This is a genomic window from Halorubrum alkaliphilum (assembly GCF_017873815.1).
GTDB classification, from domain to species: Archaea; Halobacteriota; Halobacteria; order Halobacteriales; family Haloferacaceae; genus Halorubrum; species Halorubrum alkaliphilum.
Window position 1 is genome coordinate 99736 of record NZ_JAGGKQ010000004.1, and the last position, 17650, is coordinate 117385.

At 63.6% G+C, this 17650-nt stretch carries 25 protein-coding genes and 1 tRNA gene; 15 read left to right on the forward strand and 11 right to left on the reverse strand.

From position 1 onward, the window contains the following. Nucleotides 1-43 precede the first annotated feature (43 nt). The 7 genes from J2751_RS04060 (at nt 44) to J2751_RS04090 (ending at nt 4570) form a co-directional block, all read left to right on the forward strand. Complete coding sequence (locus J2751_RS04060; protein ID WP_209483406.1) at nt 44-652, forward strand: TetR/AcrR family transcriptional regulator; 609 nt, start codon at nt 44-46, stop codon at nt 650-652. A 131-nt stretch (nt 653-783) separates the two neighbouring features. Continuing rightward, a tRNA-Arg gene (locus J2751_RS04065) sits at nt 784-856 on the forward strand. 180 nt (nt 857-1036) lie between these two features. Further along, entirely contained in the window at nt 1037-1279 is a 243-nt protein-coding gene (locus tag J2751_RS04070; RefSeq protein ID WP_209483408.1) for a DUF7563 family protein, read from the forward strand. Nucleotides 1280-1391: 112 nt separating this feature from the next. Next, nucleotides 1392-2090: a DNA cytosine methyltransferase gene (locus tag J2751_RS04075; protein WP_209483409.1), complete on the forward strand. Its 699-nt coding sequence runs from the start codon at nt 1392-1394 to the stop codon at nt 2088-2090. A gap of 19 nt (nt 2091-2109) precedes the next feature. Beyond that, nucleotides 2110-2409 (forward strand): hypothetical protein, encoded by a 300-nt coding sequence (locus J2751_RS04080; protein ID WP_245202611.1) that lies wholly within the window; start codon nt 2110-2112, stop codon nt 2407-2409. Further along, nucleotides 2406-2954 carry a DNA N-6-adenine-methyltransferase gene (locus tag J2751_RS04085; protein WP_209483413.1) on the forward strand — a complete coding sequence of 183 codons (549 nt, stop codon included), beginning with the start codon at nt 2406-2408 and terminating at the stop codon, nt 2952-2954. Before J2751_RS04080 ends, J2751_RS04085 begins: the two co-directional genes overlap by 4 nt. Beyond that, nucleotides 2951-4570: a DUF7845 domain-containing protein gene (locus J2751_RS04090; RefSeq protein ID WP_209483415.1), complete on the forward strand. Its 1620-nt coding sequence runs from the start codon at nt 2951-2953 to the stop codon at nt 4568-4570. Before J2751_RS04085 ends, J2751_RS04090 begins: the two co-directional genes overlap by 4 nt. 292 nt (nt 4571-4862) lie before the next feature. On the opposite strand, the gene J2751_RS04095 is transcribed toward J2751_RS04090, so the two are convergent. From J2751_RS04095 to J2751_RS04120, 6 genes are all read right to left on the reverse strand, one after another. Continuing rightward, nucleotides 4863-5258, reverse strand: a complete 396-nt coding sequence (locus J2751_RS04095) for a hypothetical protein (RefSeq protein ID WP_209483417.1) — start codon at nt 5256-5258, stop codon at nt 4863-4865. Between the two features lie 170 nt (nt 5259-5428). Beyond that, nucleotides 5429-6583 carry a hypothetical protein gene (locus J2751_RS04100; RefSeq protein ID WP_209483419.1) on the reverse strand — a complete coding sequence of 385 codons (1155 nt, stop codon included), beginning with the start codon at nt 6581-6583 and terminating at the stop codon, nt 5429-5431. A gap of 108 nt (nt 6584-6691) precedes the next feature. Beyond that, entirely contained in the window at nt 6692-7516 is an 825-nt protein-coding gene (locus J2751_RS04105) for a hypothetical protein (RefSeq protein ID WP_209483422.1), read from the reverse strand. Further along, nucleotides 7513-8094 carry a hypothetical protein gene (locus tag J2751_RS04110; protein ID WP_209483423.1) on the reverse strand — a complete coding sequence of 194 codons (582 nt, stop codon included), beginning with the start codon at nt 8092-8094 and terminating at the stop codon, nt 7513-7515. Before J2751_RS04110 ends, J2751_RS04105 begins: the two co-directional genes overlap by 4 nt. Then, entirely contained in the window at nt 8091-10073 is a 1983-nt protein-coding gene (locus J2751_RS04115; protein WP_209483425.1) for a hypothetical protein, read from the reverse strand. Before J2751_RS04115 ends, J2751_RS04110 begins: the two co-directional genes overlap by 4 nt. Nucleotides 10074-10096: 23 nt before the next feature. Continuing rightward, entirely contained in the window at nt 10097-10522 is a 426-nt protein-coding gene (locus tag J2751_RS04120; protein ID WP_209483427.1) for a hypothetical protein, read from the reverse strand. 112 nt (nt 10523-10634) lie between these two features. On the opposite strand from J2751_RS04120, the gene J2751_RS04125 reads away from it, so the two are divergent. Together J2751_RS04125 and J2751_RS04130 are read left to right on the forward strand one after the other, a co-directional pair. Further along, on the forward strand, nt 10635-10841 hold the full coding sequence (locus tag J2751_RS04125) for a hypothetical protein (protein ID WP_209483429.1): 207 nt from the start codon (nt 10635-10637) through the stop codon (nt 10839-10841). Between the two features lie 241 nt (nt 10842-11082). Then, nucleotides 11083-11343, forward strand: a complete 261-nt coding sequence (locus J2751_RS04130; RefSeq protein WP_209483430.1) for a DUF7386 family protein — start codon at nt 11083-11085, stop codon at nt 11341-11343. Here J2751_RS04130 and J2751_RS04135 read toward each other — a convergent pair. Beyond that, nucleotides 11340-11843, reverse strand: a complete 504-nt coding sequence (locus tag J2751_RS04135; RefSeq protein WP_245202613.1) for a type IV pilin — start codon at nt 11841-11843, stop codon at nt 11340-11342. The genes J2751_RS04130 and J2751_RS04135 overlap by 4 nt on opposite strands. 148 nt (nt 11844-11991) lie before the next feature. Between J2751_RS04135 and J2751_RS04140 the strand changes: the two genes are divergently transcribed. After that, the gene (locus J2751_RS04140) at nt 11992-12768 is read left to right on the forward strand and encodes a hypothetical protein (RefSeq protein ID WP_209483432.1); all 777 of its coding nucleotides are present in this window, start codon (nt 11992-11994) and stop codon (nt 12766-12768) included. Here J2751_RS04140 and J2751_RS04145 read toward each other — a convergent pair whose 3' ends face one another. Beyond that, nucleotides 12769-13029 carry a helix-turn-helix domain-containing protein gene (locus J2751_RS04145; RefSeq protein WP_209483434.1) on the reverse strand — a complete coding sequence of 87 codons (261 nt, stop codon included), beginning with the start codon at nt 13027-13029 and terminating at the stop codon, nt 12769-12771. Between the two features lie 397 nt (nt 13030-13426). On the opposite strand from J2751_RS04145, the gene J2751_RS04150 reads away from it, so the two are divergent. From J2751_RS04150 to J2751_RS04155, 3 genes are read left to right on the forward strand one after another with little or no spacing between them, the layout of a single operon-like run. Next, nucleotides 13427-13687 (forward strand): hypothetical protein, encoded by a 261-nt coding sequence (locus tag J2751_RS04150; protein ID WP_209483436.1) that lies wholly within the window; start codon nt 13427-13429, stop codon nt 13685-13687. Then, the gene (locus J2751_RS15690; protein ID WP_280900820.1) at nt 13680-13814 is read left to right on the forward strand and encodes a hypothetical protein; all 135 of its coding nucleotides are present in this window, start codon (nt 13680-13682) and stop codon (nt 13812-13814) included. Before J2751_RS04150 ends, J2751_RS15690 begins: the two co-directional genes overlap by 8 nt. Further along, on the forward strand, nt 13807-14850 hold the full coding sequence (locus J2751_RS04155; RefSeq protein WP_209483437.1) for a tyrosine-type recombinase/integrase: 1044 nt from the start codon (nt 13807-13809) through the stop codon (nt 14848-14850). Before J2751_RS15690 ends, J2751_RS04155 begins: the two co-directional genes overlap by 8 nt. A 250-nt stretch (nt 14851-15100) precedes the next feature. On the opposite strand, the gene J2751_RS04160 is transcribed toward J2751_RS04155, so the two are convergent. The 3 genes from J2751_RS04160 to J2751_RS04170 form a co-directional block, all read right to left on the reverse strand. Further along, entirely contained in the window at nt 15101-15241 is a 141-nt protein-coding gene (locus J2751_RS04160) for a hypothetical protein (RefSeq protein WP_209483440.1), read from the reverse strand. Nucleotides 15242-15266: 25 nt separating this feature from the next. Next, nucleotides 15267-15755, reverse strand: a complete 489-nt coding sequence (locus J2751_RS04165; RefSeq protein ID WP_209483441.1) for a type II toxin-antitoxin system death-on-curing family toxin — start codon at nt 15753-15755, stop codon at nt 15267-15269. 535 nt (nt 15756-16290) lie between these two features. Next, entirely contained in the window at nt 16291-16560 is a 270-nt protein-coding gene (locus J2751_RS04170; protein WP_209483659.1) for a DUF7571 family protein, read from the reverse strand. Nucleotides 16561-16758: 198 nt separating this feature from the next. On the opposite strand from J2751_RS04170, the gene J2751_RS04175 reads away from it, so the two are divergent. Together J2751_RS04175 and hjc are read left to right on the forward strand one after the other, a co-directional pair. Beyond that, complete coding sequence (locus J2751_RS04175; RefSeq protein ID WP_209483443.1) at nt 16759-16965, forward strand: cold-shock protein; 207 nt, start codon at nt 16759-16761, stop codon at nt 16963-16965. A gap of 150 nt (nt 16966-17115) precedes the next feature. After that, nucleotides 17116-17637, forward strand: coding sequence for a Holliday junction resolvase Hjc (gene hjc / locus J2751_RS04180; RefSeq protein WP_209483445.1), 522 nt, complete (start codon nt 17116-17118; stop codon nt 17635-17637). Nucleotides 17638-17650: the final 13 nt, after the last annotated feature.

Genomic DNA, 17650 nt, shown 5'->3' on the forward strand with positions numbered 1-17650 from the left:
CGTATGGTTCAGACCGTATCGACCGAGGGAGGCGGTTCCCTCGATGAGTTCGTTCGATGACGGCGATCGCGAGCGGATCCGTGCGGAACTCGTCGAAGCCGGGCGGGAACTGTTCGCACAGTTCGGCTTCGAGCGAACCCGGATCAGAGACGTTACCGAGGCCGTCGACATCGGAACGAGCACGTTTTGTCAGTTCTTTGATTCTAAAGAAGCGCTGTACGTGGTGGTGCTCACCGCCGAGCGTGAAGCGATAGAGGAGATGCTTAAAACGGCAGTTGACAGCGCTGAAACGCCCAAAGACGAAGTCAGAACGCTTCTCAGGACCCTGTTTTCCGAGGTCCGTTCGAATCCGCTCATCGCACGGCTGATCGTGGAGGGTGAGCTACGACAGATCCAGGACCAACTCTCCGACGCGGAGTGCCGATCGGTCTCCACGTCGCCCTCAGAGGACAGGATCACGTTAGCCGAACGGTGGGCGGGAATAGAGGAGTTCAGATATGACGATCCCGACCTGATCCGCGGGATCTTCCGCTCGCTCGTGTTCGTTACTCGATCGCAGGAGACGCTCATCGGGACCCTCCACGTCGAGGAGTACGCGGAAGTCGAAGAACGACTGATCGAGACGATAGTCGACGGCCTGTTCATCGAATGACGACGGACGGCAGGGCCGACGCGAGTTCGGCGTTCGAGTAAGGTGGATCAACAATGAAACCGAACGTCACCGAGCACGGTGGACTCGGGAGTCAGAAGGGTTAAACACTCGCCCGGGATACGCGTCCATGAGGGCGCGTAGCTCAGCGGACAGAGCACTTGGTTCCGGACCAAGATGCCGCGGGTTCAAATCCCGTCGCGCCCGCCTTCTCACGAACCGATCGCCGACCAATAGCGAACTAGCCGTAGCGGCGCTCTTACTCCCGAAAACTACGGATACGCGTCTTCGAGAACCGGCCCCTCAAATCGGGTTGAATACGTCCCGTAACGCGCCCCTCTCACGTCGGGCGATCGGGTCGACCAACCGTGAGGTGGTTCTCGGATGATGAACCTCCGGGAAGACACCCGTGAACCCGGTGCCTGTCGCAGTTGCGGTGCCCACGTCCCGGCGGACTTCCGTCGGGTCCACGGCGACGACGACGATCGGGCTCACCGGTGTCCCGAGTGCGACTCGTGGGTACGGATCTGTGAGGGGAGTGCCGCCGGGAAGGACGCGCCGACGCCGGATCCCCAGCATAGTCCGGCGCGGAACGGCGGCGAGCCGTGGAACGGAGGGCTTTCGGGATGACGCCGTTCGTTCGTGCGAGCCGGCTGTACGACCCGGCCCACGGCCCACGAGCCCACGTCACCGACGCCGCGCGGCTCCGGTGGCGGCGTGACGCCGAACGGGGGCGATCCGCGTGAGCGACCGGTCTGACGGATCTACCGATCGTCTGGTGTGTCTCGATCTCTTCGCTGGTCTCGGGGGCTTCTCGGCCGCGTTCGAGGAGTCGGATCGGTGGGACGTCGTCACGGTGGAGCTGGAAGACGAGTTCGACCCCGATATTCAGGCCGACATCATGGATCTTCGACCGCGGGACCTCCCCGCCGCCGATCTTGTTCTCGCCAGCCCGCCGTGTACCTACTTTTCGACGGCAGGGAATCATCACGCGTGGAACTTCGAGACCCATCAGCCAGTTACCGAAGACGCTCGGGAAGCGGTCGCGCTCGTCTTCCACACACTCGGCCTGATTCGCGCTCTCGCGCCTGAGTACTGGTTCCTTGAAAACCCGCAGGGACGGCTCCGCTGGTTCCTCGATAGGCCGGCTGGAGAGGTAACTTACTGCCAGTACGGCCGCCCCTACATGAAGCGGACCGACCTGTGGGGCGACCATCCGCCAATGACGTACCGGTCGTGTTCGCGAGGGCGGTCCTGCCACGAGGCAAATGTCGAGTACGACGGTACGAGCGCGACGCGAGTTCTCGGAGACACGCCGGCCGAACGGGCGAAGGTGCCCTACGAACTGTCGGGCGCGATTCGCGAAGCGGTCGAGGCCGCGATCGACGTCCCGACGACTGAACAGTCGGAGCTAACCGAGGTGGCGACGTTTGCCGAGTGACGACCAACTCGGAGAAAGTTTGGATCGCTCTGGGGAGGTGGCCGCGATCTTCACGACTCACGGCGCCCTTGACGCCGCGACCACGATCGGCGCGGCGCGGGTCGCCGGTATCGACGCCGAAGCCAACCCCGTCGTTCGCGGGCTCCTCGAGATCGGCGAACTGCCGACCGCGCTCGTCATGCTCGCCGCGGTCATCGTGTGCTGTGTCCTGTGGCCGACCGCCGCCGACGCGCTCGACGTCTCCCCCTGGGTCGGCTTCGGGGTCGCCCTGATCGGCGCGGTCGTTGCCGCTGTCAACCTGGTGGTGATCTTCGCGTGAGCCTGTTCTCACACGAGTTTCACGAGAATAGTAGTGACGAGTTCGGCACACCAGCTGAGTTCGTCAGACCGATCGCTGAGGCAGTCGGAGATTTCGATCTCGACCCCGCATCGGGTGCCGAAGCAACGCCACACGCGTCGACGCGTTTTACGAAAGAGGACGACGGACTGAGCCGCGAACGGTTCGGTACCGTTTGGTTGAACCCTCCGTTTTCGGAGAAAGAGCGATGGGTTCGTCGAGCGCGATCCGAAGTCGCTGCTGGGCATGTTGAGACGGCAGTCGTTCTCCTCCCGGTAGATACCAGTACACAGCTGTTCCACGAACACGTCGCCCCTGCGCCGGTCGTCTGCTTCGTCGAGGGGCGGTTGTCCTTTATTGGTGGTGACCGAAACCCGAACTTCGGAATCCTTCTCGCCGTGTTTGGTGAGGTTCCCGACGGGCTGCTTGATGTACTCGACAGGAGGGGAACGGTCTACTACGAAGGAGAACGCTACCAGCGAGCCCGTCAGCAGCGTCTTTTCGCTAACGAGGGGGATGAGTCATGAAGGCGGTCGCGACCGCCCCTCACGAGTACATGGCGAACTACGTGTACGCCGATGGGCTTGGGCCGTGGTTCGGGGCCGCCCGGCTGTGCGACGCGACCGGGAGCCGCCGCGGCAGCTTCACGCTCGACGGCGAGACGTGGCGGGTCACCCTGTCGTATCAGGAGTCCGGGCTCGCCCCGCCCGACGGCGGCGAGACCCCCGACGGGACGCCCGTCGAGTTCGACACGCTTCGGGAGTTCCGGCTGAACGCGGTCGTCGACGACGAGATCGGCGAGCGGAAGGTGAAAGCGCTGATCCAACCGCGGTGGCGTGGGCTCGAATCCGAGTCCGGGAAGTCGGTCGCCCGGCCGCTGTGGGACGCGGGCGACGCAGTGAACGTCCGCGTGAACGCGTCGAACGTCGAGTTCGACCGGGTGGAGACGGTCATCCAGCGGGCGGCCGGCGCGGTGACCCTCGACCCGATGCACTTCGAGTCGCGGAGCGACGAGTACAGCGTGGTCGTCGACGCGGCGCGATACGTCCGGCTCCACCGGGACGTGTCCGGGCCGGTCCACGCCCGCGAGGGGCCGATCGCGCGGCTGGGTCACCTCCTCGAAAGCGACCGGTCCGGCTACCGGAAGGTCGTTCAAGACGACACGGAACGGGCCGGCTACTACCACACAGTCACGCTGGGACCGAAGCGGATCCGCGAGTGTTTCCCCGACCACCGGGTGCCGAAGGAGTTGAAACACTACTACGCGAGAAACGCCGAGTCGATGCCCGACGACCACCCGCTCGCCCATCCGAAGCTGGAGGCGTCGTATCAGTCGAGTCGCTGGGACGAGACGCTCCGGCCGGCGGACCACGACCTCCTCGTCGACGAGCTGGAGGAGGCGGTCCTCGCGGTGTTGAACGAGGCGGGGCTGCCGACGCAGCCGCTCGACGAGGACGGGCCCGGTGGCGGGCGGACGTTCGTCGAGGACGCGTACTTCGACGCGGAGACCGTCGACCGGTCGCGCGTGCTGGCGCTGAACCTGGAGCGGGTCGAGAGCGACCAGCGGAACGTCGTGGTCCGGCAGCTGGCGGACGGTCTCTCGCCGGTCGAGTGGGACTCGTTACAGACGCTCGTCGCCGACGGCGGGGACGTGTCGCCCGCGGAGATCGCCGAGGAACACGACTGGCATCCCGATAGCGTGCGGCGTGGGCTCCGGCGGATCGAGGACATGGTGGTCCGCGAGCAGGGGTCCGTGGCGCTCCGGTCGCATCACGTCGCCGAGCAGGTCGTGGAAGCGCTCACGGCGGCGCGTGAGGGCGTGCGGAACGCCGTGGGTGCCGCGGCGAACGCGGTCCAGAACGCCGAGCGGAAGGCGCTCGACGAGCGGACGGACGAACTGATCGCGTTCTGCCAGGCGAACGGGATCCACGTCGAGGAGCGCGAGGCGCGGCTCCGGGTGAAGATGGGATACCTGGCGGACGAGTCCTGGTCGGAGCTGGTGACGCGGCTGAAACGGTACTGGGTCGACGCGGGTCGTGATCCGGAGCGGTTGAAGGACGCGGAGACGCACTACCGCGACGACGCGGGGCCGAAGATCCGGCCGGCGCGGGGTGCGTGGGGGAGGGGTCAGACGCTCGGGTAGCGCGGCCCCTCGTGAGTGGCAACACTATTCTGACCTCCTTTTTACGACGTTTTTCGCCGGAATCGACCGGGTGTGACCGGCGGGTCGGCCACGATCTCGGTCGCGCCCATAGCCCACGGCGACCTCGACGAGCCGCGAGTCGGACTCGAATCGACCCCGGGGGTCGGTCGCACGTTAGGGGTGTGGCTAAGGCCACAGATTCTAAGGTACCCCTCCGGTTTCGCGGGATCGGCCGCGCGCCGGAGGCGCGCTCGCCGCTCGCCCCCTGGGGGCGCGCGAAAAAATCAGCCGTTCAGAACACGTCGCCGATCGCGACTTTCGCCTGCTGGCTGTCGCGATGGCTGCCGCCCCCGTGCCACCGGAGCGTCGGGAGCCTCGACGCCCGAACCGCCGTCGTCTTCAGGATCTGCGTGCCGGTCCCGCGCCGCCGGTACACGGCGAACCCGTACCACCCGCCCTGCTGCTGGAGCTTCCCGTGATACGTCTCGTAGATTTTGAAGTTGCCCGGGTTGCCGTCGGCGTGGCGGTGCGCGGTCGCCTTGAACTCCCACGGCGTGCCGTCTTTCAGCCCATCGTACCAGCTCGTGTCGAGCCGCTTCCCGTCCTCGTCGACGAGCCGAACGTTGTACCGATCCGCGAGGTGGTACTCACACGCCGTCCCGTGTTTGTTCGCCTTGTGTGACGGCATCGATCACACGCTCTCGCGCCTCGCACGCGTCTTATATATCAACTCCTCGCCACGTCTCGACGCCGGCCCACGGCTCGCGCCGCTCGCCCCGCGAGCGCGCTGTGGGCTATGGGCGACCCCGTAGTACGCGGGGGGTGTCCGGACGCGGACACCCGGACACCGTACCGGAGTCATGCGGTTATGGCCTCCACCCTGTCCAGGGCTCCGGCGTGCTCGCCCTCGCGGATCTCCGGCCATCGGTCGCCGACCCACGACTTCCCGAATGGAACGAATTTGGCCGTCTCACGGTGTGAGAGTCCGTCCTCCTTACACGCTTTGACCGTCCACAGCGCCACGTCGTACGCGACTTCCCCCGGCTCGGGCTCCTCGTCGTCGTCCTCGTCCGTCCACGACCACACGGAGGGGTCTTTCGTGTCGTAGCGCCAGTCTGTCTGCGGAATCCCGTCGATCTCGAACTGGATATCTCGGAGTTCCCCCGACTTGATCTTGTCCGCGACGATCGCCCGCTTCTTGGCCGTCTTCTTGACGATCACGCCGACCCGCCACAGCAGCGGGTGGATCGACGACTCGTCGTGTGCGATGTAGATCAGCAGGCCGTCGTACTTCCGGATCTTGAACACGAGCGGCCCCATCTTCTGTCGCATCAGGTGGCCGCTCTTACCGCTCCCGGAGCCGACCGACGAGAACTCGTCGCCGAGGAACAGCTTGCGGGACTGGTCGTTTTCGAGCGGGTCACCGTCCTGGCGGACCCACTCGTCCATCGTCGCGAAGTTCGGGACGAACCCCGTTCGAGCCTCCCCGTCGCCGTCGATCCACGGGTCGGTCTCTTCGAGCGTCGGGATGTTGCTCGCCACCTTGTCGACGCCGAGGAGGTGCGTGGCGCGTTGCCCGAGGAGACCGGCGAAATCGGTCTTTCCCGCGCCCATCTCGCCGAGTATCACGATCACCGGCGCGGGGGAGGTGATGATCTGGTCGAGCTGCTGGATGGCCTTCATCCCGGAGATGTCCGCCCGTTGCTGCTGGTCGCCCGTGAGGTGTTTCAGGGTCGGCATGTCGCCGTTCGCGAGGGCTTCCCGGCCGGTCTCCGTGGCGGCGATCGATCGGATCTGTTGGACCTCGCCGAGTTCGTCGTAGGTGCCCGGCATATGACCCGGCTGGGACGCCTCACGCGGGTCGTACTCGTTCGCGACGACGGAGAGGTACCGCGAGACCGTCGGGTCACGTACGACGCCCGTGTGGCGGTCGGCGTCAGCGTCGCGGACCCCGTAGCCGTCCTGATGCTCGCGGAACTGTGCCGGCGTGTATACGTCGTTGTCGTCGGTCATGGGGCTACCTCGCGGAGCCGGGCGGCGGCCGCCCGGAGCGGTCGGTGATACAGGACGACGACCCCGACACACGCGGCCCAAAAGCCCACGGCGCGGAGTAGTTCGGCTTCAATCATCGGCGACCGCCTCCGCGGTTCCGTTGGCGATCTCCTCGCCGGCTCCGGTCGTCTTCGGCTCGTCGACGACCGCGCCGTCTCCGCTCACGTCGTCGGCGAGGTCGTCGAGGTCGATCGTCGGGAGGTCGCCCGGCCCGGTGCCGCCGATGTCCTCCTGGAAGGACTCGAAGACCTCCTTCACGGCGGTCTCGTCGACCATCGTCCCGCGTTCGCGGGCCTCCGCGCCGGTGTTGACCACCCGCTTCTGGATGTCGGCCCCGAACTCGCTCACCGAATCACGCATCACGTTGAGGGCGATGTGGGATTCGGTGAGCTTCCCGTAGATCGCTTCCATATGCGATTTAGCGGTGAGTAGCTTCGTGTCCTCGGCTTCGGAGAGCCACACTCCGCTGACGGTGAGTTCGTCGACGTCTTCGAGATGCTCGAACGACTGAACCGCCCAGCCGGATCCGCCGTTGACCGGGTACGGGTTGGCGTCCTCGACGGTCTTTTCGGCCCACATCTCGGGGTCGACGTAGTACTTTTCGAGGGTGTCGCCCGTCGCATCGACGTGGTGAACGGGGATCATGTGGCTCTCACGGAGCCGGCGGACGAACACGACCCAGAACCCGAAGAGGGGCGGGCCGAACAGGAACAGCGCGGCGGTCCACCCGATGACGATGGGCGGGACCGACGGGAGCGACGGGCGGAAGATCACGAGCGCCGCACCGACGCTGAACAGGAGCCCGAGAACGACGAGCTGCCCCTCGGCGAGGACGTACGTGAGTCGGTCACTCCAGCCGCCGAAGGTCCCGGAGAGATCGCCGTCGTCGCTCATGCCTTGATCACCCCGCTATCCTCGCGCCACAGGACGTATCCCGCGCCGCCGAGCGACGTGAGAACCGCGAGTCCCATCCCCGAAAACAGGCCGCTCTCCCCGCCGAAGTACTGGAACGGGTCGTCTCCGGAGGCGTCCATGTCGGTCGAGAGTCGGACGGACTCGCCACCCGCGCCGACGGTCGCGGCGTGGCCGCCGCCGAACTCCTCGACCGGGAAGACGAGCACGGTGGTCCCGTCGAAGACGCGTTCGGTCGAGACGGGGACGCGGGTCGCGCCAGCCTCTCCGATGCCGGCGGTGTCGTCGGACATGCTCACGCGGGTGGGTCGATCGGCTTCGACCGCGACGCGGAGCTGGTCGTCGGCGAACTCCCAGCCGACGAGCGTCGTCGAGGACTCCAGTCGGATCTCCTCTTGGTTCGCGAGCGTGTCGGCTTCCGAGTCGGACTCGATCACGTCGGTGACGTTGGCGTCGGTCGGATCCTCCTGTGCGGACGCGCCGCCGGCGAGCCCAAAGCCCACGACGGCCGCGAGGGTGACGACTCCGATGACGACAACGAGCCGGATGCTCCGGGTCATTTGCCCGGGATGTAGAGGGACGCGATCTGTCTCACCGCTCCGAAGAGAACGAGGACGACGGCGACCCCGGCGGCGGCTGCCGCGCCACCCGGAACCTCGGGGATCCCGCCGTCGAACGGGTCCCACCCGCCAAGTACCCCGTCATCGTCCATCGCGTCCTCGTACCGCTCGATGAGTTCCTGATTCTGGTCCTCTAGATCGTCCCACTCCTCCTGAGTGATGTAGTTCTCGTCGTTCTGCGGCTCGGTCCGGGTATACTCGGTTTCGCCGACCTCCTCGCCGTCGCTGTTTTCGATGGCTTCGATCGTGAACGGGTCGTTAATTTGGACGGTCTCATAGCCTGTCTCGCCGTCCTCGGCGTAGACGCTCGCGGGCTCGTCCTCGTCGACGTAGGCGCGGTCGATCTCCGCGGTTACCTCGGCGATCTCGGCGATCCCGAGATCGGTATCGACCTCGTAGGACCCGTTGGCCTCCTCGAAGCTGCTGGCGGTGACCTCGGCGGCGTCACCTTGGTTGGTGACGATCTCGAAGTCCGTGGGGTCGTCGGGAAGCGATCCGAAGGTGACCGTGCCGCCGTCGATCCCGGTCTCGAAGTCGGTCCACTCCTCGGCAGTCCGCTCCACTTGGTCGGACACGTCGGCGACCCACGTCCCCCCATCCTCATCCTCGTCGAAGTCGTCGGTCACGACCTCGACCGTCCCCTGATTGGTGGGCACTTGGTAGAGCGTGTCCGCATACGGCTCGTCGGTAAAGACGAGCTCGCCCTGACTGATTGTCGGCTCGACCTCGGCCCAGCCGCCGGAGCCGAGCGCCGGGTCGTATGTGAAGTACAGATCCCCGTCCTCGGCGGCAGGGTCGTAGCTGTTGCCGGTCTGGAACCCGTCTTCTGGCGGGCTCGTCGGAGCCATCAACCCGGAGATGGTGATATCACGGTCGTCGAAGGAGATCGTCGCCTCCCGGTCCGGGTCCACCGGGATATTGAGCGCGATAAGATCCGCCACCGCCTGCGGATACTCCTCGTCATCGCTCAGTAGTTCCGCCTGCTCGCGTGGTGTGAGTAGGTCCGCCACGTCGATACTACCGGACTGTACCTCGGAGTAGACGTTCGCCGTCCAGTTCTGGAGTCCGCCGGTAACGCTATCTAATTCGTCCTCTATTTCTTCAAATATCTCGCCGAATCCCTCCACGTCCAGATACCCGCTAAAATTATCTCCATCGCTCGGGTGTTTAACTATGATTTCCCGGCTCGTCGTGGAATAACCCGGTGCTCGGGGGTAGTCGACTGTCGACCATCCGCTAGTATCCCAAACAGGTGTGTGCGTCTCCACCTCAAATTCACCGTTCGCAGTCTCAACCATTTGGGACCCCTCTACCGTCTCCCATCCGGTAAAATTGCGAGTACTCTGATCCTCCATCGTGATTACGTCGTCTACGTCCAATTCCTCCGACTGATCGAGGCTATTGTAGATCCCCCGGAACTCCCGAACCGACTCGTTCCACGTTTTGAGTAGATTCTCCTGAACGGTCACAAAGTGCTCCCGAGCCGCCTCATCCGCCGCATCTTGGACAACTTCCAGCGACGACTCGTTATTCAACTCCTCTATCGCCGCGATTTTCCCATCAGTATATGCGATGTTACCTATCCCAGATATGATGTTTTTGTTGTCGATGAAGGTACTCTCATTCTCCGATTTGGTTCGCGTCGTCATCTGAAACACCTGATTATGTAGAGCGTCCGGCCCGAGTCCGTCGGTTGGTTCGTCACCTGTCAGGGCCTCATACCCCTCTCGGACCGCCCAGCCGACTGCCGCCGCGGCTCCAGAACTCGCAACGCCGATTGCCAACGGTGGGAGGGCCTGCGCCTCCCCGACGGGTCCGCGGGTCGAGCCCATCCCCACCGCGAGGGTGCCGGTCGCCCCGATCCCTTTGACGAACGTTCTGCGGTCGATACGACTCTCGGGTTCCGTGTTGTGTGACATAATGAAATCCGTGGGCTGTGGGCTTAGGCCGTGTAGCTAATCCAGACGGTCGCGACCGACAGGAGCAGGGTGAAGAACACGCGGCTCAGGTCGTGGTAGTTCACCAAGGTCTCGAACGCCGGAATGAACACGTACATGAGCGGCGCGAGGAACGCGATCGCGACGATCGCGAGTTCTTCCGGCTGGTAGTCGTTGCCGTCGATCGCGTTGGTCGCGAGGATCCACGCGACGCCGCCGAGCACGATCAGGAGCGCGGCCGAGATCTCGGCCCCGGCGACCGTCCAGATCGGGCTCGCGAAGTCGTACCCACCGAAGATGTTGACCTCGAAGGTGAACACGCCGAAGATGAACGACCCGAAGAACGGGACGATCGCCAGCGCGAGGGTGTCGAGGAGCATGTTCTGTTTGCCGCTCAGGTTCGTCAGACCGGACGTGTATGAGGTTGCCATACCCGTGTGCGGGCCACGGTGACCGTAATGAACCCGAGGATTGTGGATACGGCATGGATACGCAGGGGATACGGCGGTACTGTTTTGTACCCCACCGTGCCCGCAGGGATCGATGTCGTCACTACGAAAGCTAGTCGACTGCGACGGAACGCCTCGAGTAACGCTCGATAAAGGTGAACTCGGCGTAGATGGAGTTCTCGACGAGGGAGAGATCCCGGCGGATCAGCACATGCACGTCCAGCGGTTGAGTCGCGGGGTGTACGTGGTTCGCGCCGTCGACGACGATGGGATCCCCGAGCTTCCCGAGGTGGTTCGGTGAAACCCGCTGGAAGGGGGTTCTCGACGCGACCCCGTGGGGTTCGACGTAGATGTATTCACGATCCGCGATCTATGCACATCCCCGTGGGCTATGGGCGCGAGAGGTGCATCAGATCGGCAGGGGTCGGGTGGGGTCCCCGCGGTGATCGCGGGGGATCACCCGGCACTCCTTATGAACGAGCGGGGGTCGAGTCACCGCGGATCGACGGGATCGCGACCCCGGTACATACGGAGGGGCATGAATGACCCGTCGAACCAGCCTGAAAATCACCGACGAGCGGGAGCGGCGGCTGGAGCGGGCGACCGAGATCGTGGCGAGCGGTCCCGACGACGACCCGCCGATGAGTGTCGTGATCGACGCGGCGCTCGCGCACTTGGTGGAGAGTGAAGAGAACATTCGGGACGCCCGCGACGAGTATGAGCCGGTGCTTATTCAGGAACTGTGTAACACGTCGGTTCTCGGGTTACAGTACCGGACGCGTATAAAAAGTCGATGGCGTTAATTAGCAGAGAAGTCGATCTCGTCGTCCCCGACCTCGAGCACTTCACCAAGTTCGAACGTGCGGTCAAGGAGGAAGGAGTCACTAGGGTTGTGAACGATTCGAACTCGGACATCCTCAGAAGTCACCGTATCGCTGCCTTGAGTGAATTCCCCGGTTACGGAGTTCCCAACAGTGAGTGCTTCTTCGATGTCTCCTTCGACACGGTCAGTACTATCTTCCGCATCGCTCACAATCACGGTCAGTGTGTCCGAGTCAATTCGATCACCGCCATTGTGTTCAATAGTTATATTGCCATCTCCATCGGTATCAATTTCAACGCTCAACTGCGCCGTCGGCTGATTATCTCCGAGCGAGTCGCCGAGTCCGAGCACGAACGTCCCGATGACGGCGGCGAGGATCACAGTGATTGCGACCATCAGTATAACGCCGATAACGGGACTGACGGCACGGTTCTCCGATTTGAACGGGTTGGTTGGTTTCATGGGTTTGAATCCAGCCATACGCCGCCACGGGTCGGAACGCACCGATCCCGTACGGTTGCTGGTTATTTGAATGGTAATGGAACTCACGTATGTACTTACCGATCTGCTTATCAGGTGTAAAAATTAGTTGGGTAGGTTCAAATCAGTAGCCGAGCGATCGGATCGCATGGAGCCCACGGCCCACGCCCTCGCCCGCACCTACAGCGATCGGGTGTACCCCGACCCGTGGGAAAAGGTCCTCGACCACCGCCGCGTCGTCGAGTACGCCGCCGACCACCCGAACGCCGGCCGCGTCCGCGTCGGCAACGCCCTCGACCTCCCGAACGAACGCGTTCGCGGCTGGTTGAACGGAGCCCTCCCCGACCCCGTCCGCGGGATCAACACGGCCACCGACTACGGTTGGATCGACCCCGACCCCGACGGCGAGACCGCCGCGGCGCTCGGCGAGCTGCTCGCGCACGTGCTGGCCGGCGGCAGCATCGGGCAGCGGACGTTCGGCGTTGCCGTGACGCTCGGCCGGCGTGTCGGTATCGACGAGATACAGGCCGCCTTCGAGCGCGTCGGCGTGGAGACGACGACCCGGCACGATGACGCGTCCGGGCGCGCGACGGAGGTTGTCCCGACCGCCGACAGGTCGGTTCTCGGTCGGTGCCTCGTCACGATGGGCGCGGCACGCGGCGAGAAGACCGATCTCGACCGACTCCCGCCGGTCGTGTGGGACGTTCCGCCCGCGGTCCGTGAGTCGTTCGCGCGGATCTACGTCCGCCACCGGGCGATCGAGCAGGACGGGAGGGCCACCCTTTCGATTCAGGAACGCCGACCGAACTCGTACCTCGACGATCTCCGTCGGTTGCTCACGGACTCGACCGGCGAAAGGGTGACCGTCGGCGACCGGGCCGTGACGATCTCGGCGGACGCGGCTCGTGAGTTGGGGGTCGTGTAGCTATTCGAGATCGTCGGCGTTGAGGTCGCCCGCGAGGTACGCTCGCCCCCGATCGGTGATGTGGTAGTATCCCCGTTTCTCGGGCGCTTTCGCGACGAGCCCGTGGTCGTCGAGAACCGGGAGACGCCGCTTCACGGTCGGATGCGAGACCCCATCGATATTGTGAGAAATAACGGCCGGCGGGATCTCTAGGTCGGACTCCTCAAGCAGTTCCAGTATCGCGGGGTCCGACTTCGTCATCCACGACACCAACGGGCGCATACCTGCCTAACTCGATTCCGATGTGATAACATCACGTGAGACGTTGACCTTCGATCCTATTTAGTCCCTGTTCTAATACCATCTAGTATCAAAATATAAATAGCCCGCATTCTTGTGTCACAGACATCGGAAGCACTCCCGCGGACCCGTCGCTCCTCGATGGGTCCCGTCGTTCGCAAAAGCGGACCCCGCTGGTGGGACAGCGGGTCCGCGTGAGCTTCCGTGAGCAAGCACGAAAGCCATGTATTCGCACAACGCTGGGGGCCTAAAAGCCCCCGACGACGACCGAACCGTATCGACGGCCGAGCGGATCGCCCGCCCGCGCCGGGACCACTTTCAGTTTCACTCCGCGCGTCTGGATTGGGCCTTTTATACACCCGTCCGTCGTCGGACGGTGATGCCCTCGAAAGAAGTCGTGCGGATCGAAGACCGGCAGGACAGGTGGCGGTTCGTGTGTCCCCGCGGCCACCGATCGTGGGAGCCCACGAACCACCATTTCTGGTGTCAGAAGTGCGCCGCGAGCGACGACGCTGACGGCGTCTTTCACGAACTCCGAGACAAGAAGACCGACGCGCACCTCGGTCGCGACCAGGTGCGGCTCGTCACGCCCGTCGGACCCTACGACGGAGATCTCGACCGGAGGGCCTCGGATGACTGACGACCGCGGCCACGCGAGCCGGATCGCCGACCAGCTCGCTATGGGCATGGGCGACGACGGAGACGTCGAGCCCGACGCCGACGACGAGGACGGTCTCGACGACGACTTGGAGGATCCCGATGAGTGACGATCTGGATCCGATCCCGCCCGAGCGGGCCGTCGAGATGCACCTAGAGAAGATCAAGGAGGACCTCGCCGAGTGGACCCAGACCACCCACCGGAGCGAGCTGCGTCCCTTCGTCGAGTGGTGTCGCGAGGAGGGAGCGATCGACAACATGAACGAACTCGCCGGTCGGGACCTCTACGAGTACCGGATCTGGCGTCGTGAGGGAGGATACAGCAAGAGTAAGGTCGACGAACTTGCGAAGAAGACGCTTCACTCGAACCTGTCGACGCTCCGGTCGTTCCTCAAGTTCTGTGGGCAGATCGAGGCGGTCCCTCCCGATCTCTACGAGAAGGTCCCGCTGGTGAAGCTGACTCGCGACGACGAGGTGAGCGATTCGTACCTCGCGCCGGAGCGCGCGAGCGACATCGTGGAGTATCTCTCGCGATACGAGTATGCCAGTCGCGACCACGTCGTGTGGGCGTTGATCTGGCATACCGGCGCGCGACTCGGAGCGGTCCGTGCGCTCGACCTCCGCGATCTCGAGCTGGATGGAAACCAGCCGTCGATCTCGTTCGTCCACCGTCCGGAGACGGGTACCCCGCTGAAAAACGACGCCCGGAGCGAACGGGTGAACCGGATCAGTCAGCGCGTCGCCCAGATCTTACAGGATTACATCGACGGTCCGCGGAAGGAGACGGTCGATGATCACGGTCGGACGCCGCTCGTCACGACCGACGCGGGGCGGGTCGCGGCCGGGACCATCCGGAAGGCGTTCTACCGGTGGACACGCCCGTGTTTCATCGGGAAGGAGTGCCCGCATGACGAGGACCCGGAGACGTGCAAGTTCGCGACGTTCCGGCACGTGAGCGAGTGTCCGTCCGCCCGGTCACCCCACGACGCGCGGAAGGCCCGGGTGACGAAGTACCGGAACGACGGCGTGCCACGCGGTGTCGTCTCGGATCAGCTCAACGCGAGCGAGGACGTGCTGGACAAACACTACGACCGCGCATCGGAACGCGAGAAAGCCGATCGCCGATGGAGGATCATACAACAATGAGTATCACACAAATTCAAGCCGATTGTAACCCGATAATTACGGGACTGAAGGCCCGTCGCGCCCGTATCGTTCTAATCGCATGCCGGCGTCGATGCTGACGCCGTAATAGTGCGAGGCGCGTGCGTTCGTTCGATAGCTGGCCGTCCACTGGTGCATCGGTGGGGTTCGCGTACATCCAAACTGGCGTAGGGAGAGAAAATCAATTGGCGATTGACATCCCAGAACGGATTCAAACGCGACCCAAGTGCGATTATTCGTCTTCGAGGGCGTCGTAGACATCCCGATTCGAATCCCGGTCGTCCGCCGCGACCCGTCGAACCAGCTCCCGCCGGATGTCCGCCATCACGTCGTCAAGCGGTGATGTCGTTTCTGCGCCTTCTTCGGTGGCCATGCTTGAACGGACGCGTCGAACACCGTTAATCGTTCGGGTCCGACGAATCGCCGACCAGCCGGTCTAGCCCATACCGGACGAGTTCGTCTCGCCATTCGTCGATCTCACCGGCCAGATCCAACTCTTCGGTGTGGGATCGCAGATACTCGGTGGTTTCTTCCTCATCTACCGCCGCTTCGTCGGTGCCAAACGCTTTCAGAATCGCCCTCACTTCGTCATCGTACTCGAACCGATACCCGTTGAGGAAGTAGAAGACGACCGTCACGTTGAGTGCAGTTCGTTTGTTCGCATCGACGAAGGGGTGATTAGCGACGAGGAGCCGCAGAAGATGATACGCCTTCTCGTGGATGGTTTCCGGCGCTGAGCCGAAGCTCCCCTCTTCGATGTAGTTCAGTACGAACTCGATATCGCCGCGGTTCCGAACCCCGGCGGGAGTATCGGGATACTCCGCGACGACGTCGTCGTGGATGGTGACGACGTCTTCGACGGACGGGTACCACAACGGGTCGGCCATTCGCTCTGGCGTCGGTGCTGCACCGGTGTAGATTTTGTCATCGCCGGCTGAACGATGTCGGATATCACCGCTTCAATGACGTCGAATTCGGCCGCCTCACGCCTCAAAGGTCGAGTCGTTCGACAGTCGAAGTAGCGCCCGTCGCGCCCGTATCGTTCTAATCGCATGCCGGCGTCGATGCTGACGCCGTAATAGTGCGAGGCGCATGCGTTCGTTCGATAGCTGGCCGTCCACTGGTGCATCGGTGGGGTTCGCGTACATCCAAACTGGCGTAGGGAGAGAAAATCGATCGTCGATTGGCATCCCTGAACGGATTCGAACGCGACCCGAGTCGAAGAGGTCGTAGTGCCGATCCAGTTCCTCCGACCGACTCACGAAGTCCATCGTGGTGATGAGTTGACGCTCTCAAATACTGTCGAGATACCCCCGTCGCTGTTCCATCCTTTCACGCTGACTCCGTCGACCATAGTGTTCGTCGAGAACGCCCGTCGTCACGTGTATACGATCACTGACGACATCTTTCGGAACATCGCTATCAGGTCGACATCGGGTCGCGATTCCATCCCGGATCCTGTCCCGTTCGCTTGATCCGGTCGGCGCGACACGCCGGACAGAAGTCGGGAACCCGGGAATCGCCCGGTGGGACGTACACCGCACCGCCACACTCTACGCACGCGTCCGCGACCACGGTGACGCAGTCCGCACAGACGTTGAAATCGTCGACAGTGAGGTCACGCAGGGGTTCGAGTTCTTTGTCCAAGATGTACTCGTCGATGACCGACTGACAGCGGTGGCATGGTTTCATAACGGTCCGTGTCATGTGATGTGTTCACATGGTATATAGTTGTCTCCCGGATGGGATCGGAGCGCCGTGTCCTCCTCGTTTCCTCACGAAGGGAACTGGTGGAACCCCACGCTTTCAGTCGTGGGTCGCTGACACGGGAGTCATGATAACTCGACTCTCGGAAGCGTTATCCCCATCACGGCTCTATGTGTATTCGTAATGGCGACAGGCAAGGTTGACTTCTTCAACGACACTGGCGGCTACGGTTTCATTTCGACGGACGACGGCGACCTAGACGACGACGAGGACGTGTTCTTCCACATGGAAGACGTCGGCGGTCCGGACCTCGAAGAGGGCCAGGAAGTCGAGTTCGACATCGAATCATCCCCCAAGGGACCCCGCGCGACGAACCTCGTCCGCAACTAACACGGAACGCCGTCCGCCGCCGCTGGCGTCGGACCCGTTTCTTTCTTCGGTATTTCACGCCACGTAGCGACGGCGTCAGGTCTACGTTCCGTCGGCGACCCGTCGCCCTTTTACTTCTCTCGTGGGTAGGACCGGTCGTGACGAATCCGGGTGACGACGACGGTGTCCGCTAACAGAAAGGGTGATCGCCGCGAGCGCGAGCTCGTCAACGCACTCGACGACGCGGGCTTCGCGGTGATGCGCGCGCCGGCCAGCGGCGCGGCGACGGAGCGGGAACTGCCGGACGTGCTCGCGGGCAACGGCGAGACGTTCTACGCCATCGAGGCGAAATCCAGCGCGGGCGACCCCATCTACCTCACGGGCGAGGAGGTCGAGGCGCTGCTGTTCTTCGCCCGGAACTTCGGTGCGAAGGCGCGGATCGCGGTCCGGTTCGACCGCGAGGACTGGTATTTTTTCCATCCGGGTGATCTCTATACGACCGACGCCGGCTCCTACCGAGTGAAAAAGGAAACGGCGCTCGCTGAGGGGACCGACTTCCCCGAGTTCGTCGGCGAGACGGAGAAAGTGACACTCGACGAGGTCGGGACCGATCCGGACGAAGAGCGTCGTGGGATACTGGAATCGGTCCGTGACGGCCACATGCCCGTCGAGGACGCGCTAGACGTGTTATAACCCATCCCGTCCC